Origin of the sequence: Pseudonocardia sp. ICBG1293 (assembly GCF_020131355.1) — a bacterium.
GTDB lineage: Bacteria > Actinomycetota > Actinomycetes > Mycobacteriales > Pseudonocardiaceae > Pseudonocardia.
Map to the genome: position 1 here is coordinate 1 of NZ_JAHLEL010000085.1, position 10,837 is coordinate 10,837.

Genomic DNA, 10,837 nt, shown 5'->3' on the forward strand with positions numbered 1-10,837 from the left:
GGGAACACCGTCTCGGTGAAGTAGTCCGACAGCCGCAGCCGCTCGGCGTCGGTGAGGTCCTCCCAGCTGCGGAGGTGGACGCCGGCCGCGTCGAGCTCGGGCCGCAGCTCGTCCATGAACACCTCGGCGTGCGCCCGCGACAGGTCGCGGCTCCGCTCGGTGATCCGGGCCAGCTGCTGGCGCGGGGTGAGGCCGTCGGCGCTGCGCACCGACAGGCCGGTCTCGTCGCGGCGCTTCAGGCCTGCGACCCGGACCATGTAGAACTCGTCCAGGTTCGAGGCGAAGATCGCGAGGAACTTGGCGCGCTCCAGAAGCGGCTGGCTGGCGTCCTCGGCCAGCGCCAGCACGCGGGCGTTGAAGTCGAGCCAGGACAGCTCGCGGTTGAGGTAGCGGTCCTCGGGCAGGCGCTCGGCCATCGTCGACGCCGGGGTGGTCGCCCCCGCGGGCGGCGCGATCGGCGCGGCCCCCTGCACCTGGGAGGGTGCCGCGGCCGGCGGGGCGGGCGGCGTCGCTCCCGGCGGCACGTGCTGCTGGGCGGGGATCTCGGCCGCCGGGGCCTGCTCGGTGACGCTGCGGCTCGCGGTGTGCAACCGACGCGACGCCGGACGCGGGGCCCGGCGCGCCGTGGACCGGGAACGGCCCCCGGGGTGCGCGGAGGCGCCGTTCCGTCCGTCCGGGGTCGCCGAGTCGTCACTCACGTCACGATTGTTTCGCACCGTTCCGCAACCGTCCATGCGGACACGGGCCCGTACGACGATCTCACGTACGTGGTGTGCCACACCGTCGGGCGACGGCGTCCCCGGGCGGGGGACAGCCGGGCGGGTGAGGTTCGGCGGGCGGGCCGTGCCGCGCGTCGACGACGGCGCGGGTCCACGTGCCCACCCCGAGCGCGACGGCGTCGTCGAGGTCGGCGGCGGTGTCCACGTCGCGGCGCAGCCCGGGCCGTTCGCCGGGCAGCGCCCGGGCGCCGGACGCGGCGTGCCGGGCGGCCGACCCGCGGCCGAAGTGCGGGTCGAGATCCGCTCCCGGCGCGACGAGCAGCAGCGTGGTGCCCTCGCCGGGGGCGTCGGGCTGGAACGCGCGGGTCGCGCCACCGGCGAACAGGACGGCGGCCGCGGCGACGGCGTCGTCCAGCTCGGCCGGGCGCAGCGCGGGCAGGTCGGCCTGCAGGGCGCCCAGCGCGGCGTGCGGGTCGCGCGAGCGCAGCAGCGCGGCCCCGTGCCGCAGCGCGCCGTTCAGCCTGCGGCCGGGGTCGGTGACGACCTCGGCGCCGAGCGCACCGACCTCCATCGCCACCGCCGGGTCCGAGGAGATCACCAGCACGTGCCGGACCGCGGTCGCGGCGACTGCCGCGGCCACCGTGTCCCGGGCCAGCGCCAGCGCGAGCCGCTGGTGCGCGTCGAGATCGCCCACCCCGCCGTCCGCGGCGCCGCGCAGCCGGGTCTTGGCGCGGGGCAGCGGTTTCACCGGCACGACCAGGTCCACCCGCAGGGTCACCTCCCCAGTCTGGCACCCCGCGTGACACCGTGGGGCCCCTGTGGGGACACTCCACGCACGAGATCCGGATCATCCCGATCCGCGACGACCCCACGACCCGTCCCCGGGGCGGGCAGGAGGAGGCCGCCGGTGGCACGCGAGAAGGGCGGATTCTGGGTCGGGTTCGCCGTCCCGTTCTTCTACTCGATCGGCTGGCTCACCGGCCGGCCGCGCTACCAGGGCCGCGAGCACCTCCCGGCCCGCGGCGGCGCGCTGCTGGTCGGCAACCACATCTCCCACCTGGACCCGATCCACACCGGGACCTACGTGCACAGCGCGGGGCGGGGGCCCCGGTTCCTGGCCAAGAGCAGCCTGTGGCAGGTGCCGGTGCTCGGGCAGGTGCTGCGCGGCTCGGGGCAGATCCCGGTCTACCGCGACTCCGCCGACGCCCAGCAGAGCCTGGCCGCCGGGACGCAGGCCCTGGCCGACGGCAAGATCGTCATCATCTACCCGGAGGGCACCATCACCCGCGACCCCGACGGGTGGCCGATGCGCTCGCGCACCGGCGTCGCGCGGATGGCGCTGGCCTCGGACGTGCCGGTCATCCCGATGGTCCACTGGGGGACCCGCGAGGTCCTCGACGGCTACGAGAAGAAGTTCCGCCCGCTGCCGCGCACCGACGTCGTGCTGCGCGCGGGCGACCCGGTCGACCTGAGCGCCTACCGTGGGCGCCCGCTGGACGCCCACGTCCTGCGCGAGGTCACCGACCTGATCATGGGACGGGTCCGCGAGCTGCTCGCCGAGGTCCGCGACGAGGATCCGCCGGAGGAGTTCTACCGACGCCGTCCGGAGAGCGAGGCGGGCCGATGAGCGTCCGTCGGGCCCCGGCGATCGGGGAGCGTCCGGTCAACGAGCCGGTGCACTCGATCCAGCGCGTGGCCGTCCTCGGTGCGGGCAGCTGGGGCACCGCGTTCGCCAAGGTCCTCGGCGACGCCGGCCGCGAGGTGCGGCTCTGGGCCCGCCGGTCCGAGGTGGCCGAGGCGATCAACGCCGACCGGCACAACCCCGACTACCTGTCCGACGTGGCGCTGCCCGACACGCTCCGGGCCACCCACGACGCCGCCGAGGCCCTCGACGGAGCCGACGCGGTGGTGCTCGCGGTGCCGTCGCAGTCGTTGCGCGCCAACCTGGAGCGCTGGCGCGACCTGGTCCCGGCCGGGGTCACCCTGACCAGCCTGGCCAAGGGCGTCGAGCTCGGGACGCTGCGGCGGATGACCGAGGTGATCGACGACGTCACCGGCGTCGGGCCGGACCGGCTCGCCGTGGTGTCCGGGCCGAACCTGGCCGCGGAGATCGCACACGAGCAGCCGACCGCGACCGTCATCGCCTGCGCCGACCACGACCGCGCGGTGGCCCTGCAGACCGCCTGCGCGACCGGCTACTTCCGCGCCTACACCAACACCGACGTCGTCGGGGCGGAGCTGGGCGGGGCGGGCAAGAACGTCATCGCGCTGGCCGTCGGGGTCGCGTCCGGGATGGGGCTCGGCGACAACTCGCGGGCGTCGCTGATCACCCGTGGGCTGGCCGAGATGTCCCGGCTCGGGATGGCGCTGGGCGCCTCGCCGATGACCTTCGCCGGCCTGGCCGGCATGGGCGACCTGGTGGCGACGTGCAGCTCCCCGTTGTCACGCAACCGCACCTTCGGCGAGCAGCTGGGCCGCGGCGCGAGCCTGGCGGAGGCGGAGAAGGCCAACCACGGCCAGGTCGCCGAGGGTGTGAAGTCCTGCCTGTCGATCTGCGAGCTCGGGGAGCGCGCCGGGGTCGAGCTGCCGATCGCCGACGCGGTGCGCCGCGTCTGCCACGAGGGGATGACCGCCCACCAGATGGCCAAGGAACTGATCTCCCGGGCCCCGAAGCCGGAGTGAACCGCATGCTCGGAGACAGCACCCGCTGCGTACGCGGCGGACAGCACGACGCGAACGCCGTCGGCAGCCCGGTCCACCGTGGACCGGTACTGACCAGCACCTACCACCTCGGCCGTCCCGAACAGGCCGAGGCGAGCGCGGACTTCTACGCCCGTGCCGACAACCCGACGTGGCGGGAGTTCGAGGCCGCGGTCGGCGAGCTCGACGGCGGGCCGTGCACGGTGTTCCCGTCCGGGATGGCCGCGGTCGCCGCGGTCCTGCGCGCCTTCACCGGGGCCGGGCGCGGCGTGCTGCTGCCCAGCGACGGCTACTACGTCGCGCGGCTGCTCGCCGAGGAGGAGCTCGCCCCGCTGGGGGTGCCGGTCGCCTACTGCGCGACCGCGGGCGACTGGGCCTCGGCGATCGCCCGGCACCGGCCCGCGCTGGTGATGCTGGAGACGCCGTCCAACCCGGGGTTGGAGGTCTGCGACGTCGCCGCGGTCGCCGCCGCCGCACACGCGGCCGGAGCGGTCGTCGCGGTCGACAACACCACCTGCACCCCGCTGGGGCAGCAGCCGCTCGCGCTCGGGGCGGACCTCGTCGTCGCCAGTGACACCAAGGCGCTGTCCGGGCACGGGGACCTGGTGCTCGGGCACGTGTCCGCGGCCGACCCGGTGCACCACGAGCGGGTCCGCGCCTTCCGCACCCGCGTCGGGGCGATCGCCGGGCCGATGGAGACCTGGCTGGCGCTGCGCGGGCTCGGCACCCTGGACCTGCGGCTGACCCGGCAGGCCGAGAACGCCCGCGCGCTGGCCGTCGCGCTGCGCGAGACCCCGGGTGTGCACGACGTGCGCTGGCCCGGGCTGGCCGACGACCCGGCGCACCCGCTCGCGAGCGTCCAGATGCGCCGCTGGAACGGGATCCTGCGGTTCACCCTGGCCGACACCCACGCGGTCTCGGAGTTCCTCGCCCGGACCACGCTCGTCGACTCGGCGACCAGCTTCGGCGGGCTGCGCACGGCCGCCGACCGGCGGGCGCGATGGGGGGACGCGGTGCCGGACGGCCTGGTACGGCTGTCCTGCGGGGTCGAGGACACCGGCGACCTGGTCGCCGACGTGACGGGGGCGCTGGGGGCCTGATCCCGCCCGGCGGAACCGGCGGGACACCCGGCGTCGGTTCCGTTATCACACTCGCGTAACCCGGCTTCCGTATGGTCGACTACATCCGGACCTCGAGCGTTCGCGGAGGTGGTCGCGTGCCGTACCGACAACCCGTCCCCCATGGTGCCGAGATGATCGTCCCTGGCGACCTGAGAGCGGTCGACCCGCTCCCCGACGATCCCGTCCCGGCACCGGGGGCCGAGCCGCCGGCCACGGCTCACGTCCCGGTGGGGTCGCGGGTCCTGCTCCTCAACGCCAGCTTCGAACCGCTGGCCGTGGTCACGTCCAAACGCGCCATCTGCCTGCTGCTCTCCGGCAAGGCGGAATGTCTCCAGGAGGCTCTGGAGGGCGCCGAGTTCCGCTCGGAGAACCTCGCGCTCCCCGCACCCTCGGTCCTCCGCCTGTCGCGCTACGTCCGGGTGCCCTACCGCCGCTCGGTCCCGATGACCCGCGCCGGGGTGCTGCGACGGGACGGCCGCCGCTGCGCCTACTGCGGCAGGCGAGCCGACACGATCGACCACGTGGTCCCGCGCAGCCGCGGCGGGGCGCACAGCTGGGAGAACTGCGTCGCGGCCTGCAAGGCCTGCAACTCGCGCAAGGCCGACCGGTTGATCGAGGAGATCGGCTGGGCCCTGGGGACCACACCGGCCCCGCCGGCGCGCACGGGCGCCGGGGTGCTGGTGCTGGCGGTGGAGCCGCTACCGGCCTGGGAGCCCTGGCTGGCCTCGGCCGCCTAGGGACCGCGCACGACCGGGCGGCGGGGGACGACCGCTCCCGGTCGTGCCGGTGGTGGACGCGTCGCCACCGGCCGGCCGGCCGGCGGCGGTCGTCGCGCGGGACCGGCCGGTCGCGCGTGCGACGACCCGTCCGCGCGCCGGTGCCCGCGGGTCAGCGGCGGCGCCGGAGCCCCGAGGTGAGACGGGCGACCCGCCCGGCGGCGCGTCCGGCGGCGGTGCCGGTGCGCGCGTGGAACGCGCGGCAGGACGTGCCGCAGGCCCCGCAGTCGGTGCCGGCGCGGTAGTGCTCGTGGGCGTCGCGCTCGTGGCCGCAGCGGCACAGGTCGACCGCGGCCGGGGTGGCCGGGGCCGGCGGCGGCAGCGCGTCCTCGGCGGCGGTGCGGGGCGCCGGGATCGCCGCGGCGCCGGTGTCCGGGACGACGGCCGGGGTGTCGGGCAGGACGCTCATCGACGGTCTCCTGTTCGGTCCGCGACGGCCGTGTGGCCGCTCTGCCCCTGGATTCGCCTGGGCCGTGCGGCCCATTAGCGAGACGGCCGTCGGTTCCCCAGATGTGATGACACCGGGCGTACGGCCGGTGGCGCCGGGTGCCGGCCGGTGGCGCGACCCGCCCCGGTCGACCGCGGACGGGTGACGGCCCCGTGGGTGACCCCGACCGCGGCCGACGACGCACCGGGTGGGTGGCGTCGAGCTGCGGACCTCGACCCGGCCGACGCGCTCAGCGGTCCGCCCGCCCGGCACCCGCCGCCCGTCGTGCGCCGTCCCGGGCCCGGTCGAGGACGGTGCGGACGGCGGTCGGCGCCGCGGCGCCGCGCCACCGCCGGAGCGCCGTACCGAGCGCTCCGTGCAGCGTCCCCCCCCCCCCCCGGCGATCCGGCGCCGGAGCGCGGCGCGGGCCCGGGCGGCGGCCACGAGGACCACGACCGGCGCGGAGGAACGCGCGACGAGCAGCACCCGCTCCTGCCGGATCGGGACGGCACGCCAGCGGCGCTTGTACGGCTCGTCCCCGCGCAGCAGGTCCAGCGACGCGAGGCCGTGTTCGGCCACCACGGCGATGCCGCGCCGGATGGTGAGTGCGGCGACGTCGACGTCGGTGCGCAGGGCCGGGTCGGCCCCGACGAGGTAGGTGTGCACCGAGCGCCCGCCGAGCAGGAGCAGCTCGGCGGCGACCGGACGTCCGTCGCGGTGGTAGAGGTCGATCTGGGCGGCGCCGTCGCGCGCGAGCGCGGGCACGGCGTCGGTGAGCAGGCCGCGGAACCGCTCCGCGTGGTGCTCCGGGTTGACCGCGCGGCGCGCCCACTGCCGGTGGTGCAGGTCCAGGAGGGTGTCCACCGCCCCGGGCAGGGCGTCGGCCGGTGCGGCGCCGCAGGTGATGCCGGACCGCTCGGCGGTGCGCAGCCGCCGTCGCAGGTACTTCGGGGCGGGCCCCGCGGCGAGCATGTCCTCGACCGTGCGGTGCGGGATCTCCGGGCACACCGACGCCGGGGTGCGGACGGTCCGCCGCGGCCACGCCGCCGCGAGATCGGCCGCCACGCTGCCCGGCCGGATCTCCGGCAGGTCCGTCACGTGCCAGTCGCGGACGGCGAGCAACGCGTCGGCGAGGTGGGTCACGGCCGGCCCGCGGTGGGCGTCGTCGGCGAGGAACTCGGTGACGTCGGACAGGCCGCGACCGACCGGCGACAGCCGCACGACACCGGCCCGGCGCTCGGTGAAGACCGCGGCGCCCGCGACCAGGACCCCACCGCGGCGCACCGCGACGAAGCAGGGCTCGCCGGCCGGGCCGTAGTGCTGCCACCAGGCCCGCAGCCAGGCGCTGCGCTGGAACGGGGTGGCGCTGGCGCAGCGGTCGACCAGGTCGTCCCACTCCGCGGCGACGGCGTCGAGCGCGTCGAGGCCGGTCAGGTGCTCGATGGTCCACCGGGCCGCGGCGGTGGGGACGCACCCGTCCGGCGGGGCGTGGGTGGGGAGGTCGCCCCCGGCGAGGGTGTCGGTCACGGTCGTCCGTCCGTCGGCGCTGGCTGACGTCGGTGACCTCGCCGTGTGGGCGGAAGGTGTTACTTCGTCCGTTTCGGTCGGTCCGGCGGCCCGTGGCGGCCGCCGGACCGGGCGCTCACGCCCAGATCTTCCAGGGGGCCTCGTCGCGCGCCCAGAGCGAGTTCAGGTACTCGAAGTCCTTGAACGTGTCCATGGCCGACCAGAAGTCCTCGTGCCGGTGCACGTTCAGCTGTCCGTCGCGGGCCAGGCGCTGCAGCGGCTCGTGCTCGAGCCACACGCCGTCGTCGCCGGGGGTGCCGAGGTAGGAGTCGAGGAACTCGCGGCGGAAGGCGAAGAAGCCGCCGGAGACGAACCCGCTGACCTGGGTGGGCTTCTCGTTGAACTCGACGACGCGGTCGCCCTCGACGTGCATCTCGCCGAACTTGGACGTGGGGTGGACGCCGGTGACGGTGCCGATCTTGCCGGACTGCTCGTGCTCCTTGGCCAGTGCGGTGATGTCGACCGTGCCGACGCCGTCGCCGTAGGTCAGGAAGAAGTGCTCGGTGTCGACGTAGGGCGCGATCTTGCGCACGCGCGAGCCGGTGGCGGCCTCGAGCCCGGTCTCGGCGAAGGTGATCTCCCAGTCCTCGTCGACGCCGCTGTGGAAGTCGATGCGGTGCCGGTCGGACATGGACAGGGTGAAGTCCGCGGAGCGGGCGCGGTAGTCGAGGAAGTACTCCTTGATGGCCCAGCTCTTGTACCCCAGGCACAGGATGAAGCGCCGGAAGCCGTGCTCCCGGTAGGTCTTCATGATGTGCCAGACGATCGGCCGGTCGCCGATCTCGACCATCGCCTTCGGCAGGCTCTCGGAGGCCTCGCGGATGCGGGTGCCCTTGCCTCCGCAGAGGATGACGACGGGGGTCTGGGGATCCATACGGTTCTTCCGTTCCTTCGTGGGGAGCGTGGTGGGGCGGCGTCGCCGGCAGTGGTGGAACCGCACACCACTACCGCACTGTTATCGGTCCGCCGGTGTCTGCCTCCTCACAGCGGGCCGGGCCCGGCACTCTCGGTGACCCCGCATCGACGGCGAGTGAGTTCACCGGCTGTCCACCTGGGGATCCGCGCAACGACCGGGCGCACCACGATCATTTCCGATTCGGAAACAAGTGCTCGCGCAGATCCGGCGGGACGTCAGTGGCCCACTCGGACCGGGTCGAAGACCCGCATGCGGCCGCCGGGACGTCCGGCACAGGTCAGCGGCCGGTCCACGCCGACGAACCGTTCCTTCACCTCGACGACGCAGTCCGGCCCGGTGAACCGGACCCGCCACGCGGTGCTGCCCGCCGGTGCGCCGTCGGAGTCGACCCCGGCGACGCGCAGGTCGTCAACACCGCGGGACCCGGTCGCGAGCCGGGCGTGCTGCTGGGCCGCCTGCACGGCGGGGGACAGCGCGGAGCGGCCGCGCAGCCGGGACGGCACGACCAGGCCGCGGGCGGCGTCGCGCACGATCGAGGGGCCCTCCAGCGGGGAGACGCCGCCGTAGACGAGACCGTGGGGCAGCAGCACCATCGCCGGCGCGAAGCGGCAGCCGCCGATGTGGCTGCACTCCCAGGTGCCCTCCGGGTCGTCGGCGACGAGTGCCGCGGCCAGCGGGCGGCCACGGACCGCGCAGCAGGCGTCGTGGCGCCCGTGCGCGCAGACGAGGGTGAGCGGGGCGTCGTACGGGTCGCCCTCGGCGGTGACGGCGGCGGCGAGGTCGCCCGCACCGGCCCAGGTGCCGGTGCGGATGCCCTCGTGCCCGGGCCGGGCGTCGACCCGGAACCACCGCAGCCCCTCGGCGCGGCCCGCGCGCCGGCCGGGCCGGCGGACCAGCACGATCCGCGCGCCCGTCCCGCCCGCCCACGCCCCGAGCGCCGCGGCCGCGTCGGGGTCCAGCGCCTGCAGCGCGAGCCGCGGCCACGCCCCGCGGTGCTCGACCAGGAACCAGTGCTGCGCCGGTGGGGCGGTGCCCTCACCGGGGTCGCCTGCCGCCTCGGCGAGCTCGGCGCAGCGCTGGAAGGCCCGGGCGCCGGTCACGCCACGGCCGGGACGAGGACGCCCTCCCGCACCAGGCGGCGGACGAGCACGACCTGGTCGTCGGCGTCGAGCCCGGGCAGCTCACCGACGGCGTGGACACCGCCCGCGAGCAGTGTCCGCAGCGCGGGCTCGACCGCGGCGGGCAACGTCAGCGTCTTCTCGGCCAGTTCCAGCACCACCCGATCATCACCCGGGACGAGACGGTGGTGCACCCCGAGACGGCGGCGCCCACTGTCGCCGGGCGCGAGGTCCTGCGCGAACGTGGCCAGCGCGACGGGACCGACCGGCTCCGGACGCCCGCCGGACCACACGTGGGCGCGGACGCCCCGCGCCACCGGGACGGCGGCCACGGCCGCGGTGAGCGCGTCCCGCACCGCGTCGAGATGCGGGGCGAGCCGGCGGGGGTCGGCGAGGTCGATGCCCAGCGGAAGGGAGGCGCGCAGGCGGTCGTCGGACCCGACGAGCCTCATGAGGGACTCGACGAGAGCGTAGCGGGTGACGACGTGCACGCCGATCGTCAGGTGCGCCGACACCCCACCCAGGGCGGTGGCCGAGTGCAGCCAGCCGCGTGGCAGGTACATCACGTCGCCGGGCTCGAGGACCCGGTCGACGACGGGGTCGTCATCGCGCGCCCGTGCGTCCACCGCGTCGCGGTGATCGCTCCACGGCTGCGACCGCAGCGGGGCGGTGTGGACGGGCTCGTGGACCCGCCAGTGCTTCTGCCCGGCGAGCTGCAGCACGAACACGTCGTGCACGTCGTAGTGCGCGGAGAAGCCCTGCGACTGGGGCGGGGTGACGTAGGCGTTGGCCTGCACCGGGTGGCCGAGGTCCTCCGCGAGCGCGGTGCAGAAACCGATGACGGCGGGCCAGGTGCGGTGCAGGGCCTGCAGGACGACGGTGGTCCCGTCGGCGAACAGCGCGGCCACCCGGTCGTCGCGGACCTGGTCGGCGATCTCCGCCCCGACACCGCCGGGGCCCGTGAAGTCCGCGGACCCGACCACGGAGCCGTGCCGCGCGAGCCGCAGGAACGGCGTACGCAACCCCCTGACCGACAGCAGCTCGTCGACCCCGTCGAGGTCGAGCAGGTCGCGGAACCCCGTGTGATCGGCTGCCGTACGCAGCAGCGGCGCGGCACCCCAGAACTGCCCGGCGAAGGCGTCCACGTCCGGGCCGACGAGTCGCGCCAGCGCGCCCCCTGCCGGGGTGCCACGTGCGCCGGCCGGCGCCGGGGTGTCCTGCTGGGAGGACGCCCCGGCCCCGGCCGTCGGCCCGGTGGGGTCAGTGCGCACCGCTGTCGGCACCGCCGTCGGCGCCGCCGTCGTGCTGGCCGGGGGTCCCCTGACCGGCGCCGGAGTCGGCGGGTCCCTCGGGGCCCGTCGAGCCGGATGTGGTGATGTCGTCGTCGCTGAGTGCCACGATGATTCCTTCCTGGACGTCGGGACGGTCGAACGCCGTCTACCCCGAGCCGGGGCGCGTCATGCTCCGGGACCCGATCCGGGCGCCGCGGGCACC

10 protein-coding genes and 1 pseudogene are annotated in these 10,837 nt (G+C 75.8%); 4 read left to right on the top strand and 7 right to left on the bottom strand.

The window, feature by feature from the left end; translation table 11 throughout:
- Positions 1-698: pseudogene (locus KPF47_RS36620) on the bottom strand (RNA degradosome polyphosphate kinase); the annotation flags it as partial.
- Between the two features lie 61 nt (positions 699-759).
- Complete coding sequence (gene cofC / locus KPF47_RS36625; RefSeq protein WP_224386230.1) at positions 760-1,491, bottom strand: 2-phospho-L-lactate guanylyltransferase; 732 nt, start codon at positions 1,489-1,491, stop codon at positions 760-762.
- 135 nt (positions 1,492-1,626) lie between these two features.
- On the opposite strand from cofC, the gene KPF47_RS36630 reads away from it, so the two are divergent.
- The 4 genes from KPF47_RS36630 (at position 1,627) to KPF47_RS36645 (ending at position 5,277) form a co-directional block, all read left to right on the top strand.
- Positions 1,627-2,346: a 1-acyl-sn-glycerol-3-phosphate acyltransferase gene (locus KPF47_RS36630; RefSeq protein ID WP_224386225.1), complete on the top strand. Its 720-nt coding sequence runs from the start codon at positions 1,627-1,629 to the stop codon at positions 2,344-2,346.
- Positions 2,343-3,401: an NAD(P)H-dependent glycerol-3-phosphate dehydrogenase gene (locus tag KPF47_RS36635; RefSeq protein WP_224386226.1), complete on the top strand. Its 1,059-nt coding sequence runs from the start codon at positions 2,343-2,345 to the stop codon at positions 3,399-3,401. Before KPF47_RS36630 ends, KPF47_RS36635 begins: the two co-directional genes overlap by 4 nt.
- Before the next feature lie 5 nt (positions 3,402-3,406).
- Entirely contained in the window at positions 3,407-4,519 is a 1,113-nt protein-coding gene (locus KPF47_RS36640; RefSeq protein WP_224386227.1) for a cystathionine gamma-lyase, read from the top strand.
- Between the two features lie 152 nt (positions 4,520-4,671).
- Positions 4,672-5,277 carry an HNH endonuclease gene (locus KPF47_RS36645; RefSeq protein WP_224386228.1) on the top strand — a complete coding sequence of 202 codons (606 nt, stop codon included), beginning with the start codon at positions 4,672-4,674 and terminating at the stop codon, positions 5,275-5,277.
- A gap of 151 nt (positions 5,278-5,428) precedes the next feature.
- Here the strand turns inward: KPF47_RS36645 and KPF47_RS36650 are convergent, their stop codons facing one another.
- The 5 genes from KPF47_RS36650 to KPF47_RS36670 all read right to left on the bottom strand — a co-directional run bounded on the left by KPF47_RS36650 (position 5,429) and on the right by KPF47_RS36670 (position 10,741).
- Positions 5,429-7,270: a GNAT family N-acetyltransferase gene (locus KPF47_RS36650; protein ID WP_224386229.1), complete on the bottom strand. Its 1,842-nt coding sequence runs from the start codon at positions 7,268-7,270 to the stop codon at positions 5,429-5,431.
- A 115-nt stretch (positions 7,271-7,385) separates the two neighbouring features.
- Entirely contained in the window at positions 7,386-8,183 is a 798-nt protein-coding gene (locus KPF47_RS36655; protein WP_224389962.1) for a glucose-1-phosphate cytidylyltransferase, read from the bottom strand.
- 257 nt (positions 8,184-8,440) lie between these two features.
- A complete protein-coding gene (locus KPF47_RS36660) occupies positions 8,441-9,325 on the bottom strand; it encodes a sucrase ferredoxin (RefSeq protein ID WP_224392958.1) in 885 nt (294 codons plus the stop codon).
- A complete protein-coding gene (locus KPF47_RS36665; protein ID WP_224392959.1) occupies positions 9,322-10,614 on the bottom strand; it encodes a JmjC domain-containing protein in 1,293 nt (430 codons plus the stop codon). Before KPF47_RS36665 ends, KPF47_RS36660 begins: the two co-directional genes overlap by 4 nt.
- Positions 10,604-10,741, bottom strand: coding sequence for a hypothetical protein (locus tag KPF47_RS36670; RefSeq protein ID WP_224392960.1), 138 nt, complete (start codon positions 10,739-10,741; stop codon positions 10,604-10,606). Before KPF47_RS36670 ends, KPF47_RS36665 begins: the two co-directional genes overlap by 11 nt.
- Positions 10,742-10,837: the final 96 nt, after the last annotated feature.